Annotated in this window: 3 protein-coding genes; 2 read left to right on the plus strand and 1 reads right to left on the minus strand. The window is 32.9% G+C overall.

Translation table 11 applies throughout. The features are described from left to right. Positions 1-378 (minus strand): RNA-guided endonuclease TnpB family protein (locus tag MLD65_RS17975; protein WP_243293187.1); only part of this gene is annotated, 378 nt, incomplete at its 3' end. A gap of 84 nt (positions 379-462) precedes the next feature. On the opposite strand from MLD65_RS17975, the gene MLD65_RS18210 reads away from it, so the two are divergent. Both MLD65_RS18210 and tnpA read left to right on the plus strand, forming a co-directional pair. Continuing rightward, on the plus strand, positions 463-597 hold the full coding sequence (locus MLD65_RS18210; protein ID WP_279326144.1) for a hypothetical protein: 135 nt from the start codon (positions 463-465) through the stop codon (positions 595-597). Further along, positions 597-995, plus strand: coding sequence for an IS200/IS605 family transposase (tnpA, locus tag MLD65_RS17980; protein ID WP_243293188.1), 399 nt, complete (start codon positions 597-599; stop codon positions 993-995). Before MLD65_RS18210 ends, tnpA begins: the two co-directional genes overlap by 1 nt. Positions 996-997: the final 2 nt, after the last annotated feature.

A 997-nucleotide genomic window follows, 5' to 3' on the forward strand; every position in this document is an offset into this window, starting at 1 on the left:
GTGTTTATCCAGTACAGCAATATTTCCATTCGTATGCTTGGTTGTATAAGATTGCACAGGATTCTTTTTAGACTTGAAGCGTGGTTTGTCGTTTTGCTTCTTAAAGAAGCGAGAATAAGCATCAGCAAGGTTTTTGAGTGAAGATTGAATCGCAATGCTGTCTACTTCTTTTAACCAAACCAATTCTTTCTTTAGTTGTGTTAATTGAGAAGAACAAGCATTATAAGTCAATCCTTTCCCTGTTTCTTTATAAGCATCATTCCATTTGGCTAAAAAATAGTTGAATACGAAGCGTGAGCAACCGATTGTTTTAGTAATCAGTATTTCTTGATCTTTGTTTGGATAGATGCGGAATTTGTATGCTTTATTGACCAACATTGATTTCAACTCCTTTTAAGTATATACTTATTATATATCAAGTGCATGGTATATATCAAATATATACTGAGGGGGTAGTGAAAAATGGAACGCATTTCAAAATTAATTAAGTTTCCTGCTGATTTAGTAGCAGAAATTGAAAAATATCAAAAAGAAAATTACATTTCAAGTTTTGCGGGTGCGGTTTACGAACTTATCCGTAAAGGTTTGAATAAGTAATGAAATACATTTCTGAAAACCATAGCAAACACTTACTTATGTGTCATTTAATATTTGTCTGTAAGTATCGGAAAAAGCTATTGTTTAAAATAGGTCATGATATTAAGACCGAAATCGAATGCATTTCTAATCATTTCGGTTGGCAAATTATTGAGCAAGAGATAGATCAAGACCATATCCATGTATTAATTCGTTATTTCCCAAAATGGAGTATTCTTGAAATTGTTAGGTTGTTGAAACAACTCACGACTTATCGGATATGGCAAAAGCATAACGAATATCTTTCCCGACATTTTTGGAAAGAACGCACCTTTTGGAGTGACGGTTACTTCGTATGTAGCATTGGAAATGTTAGCAAAGAGATTATTCAAAAATACATTCAAACACAAGGTAGTTAGGG

It is taken from the genome of Bacillus sp. FJAT-47783, assembly GCF_022808615.1.
In the GTDB taxonomy this organism is placed as follows: domain Bacteria; phylum Bacillota; class Bacilli; order Bacillales; family Aeribacillaceae; genus Bacillus_BZ.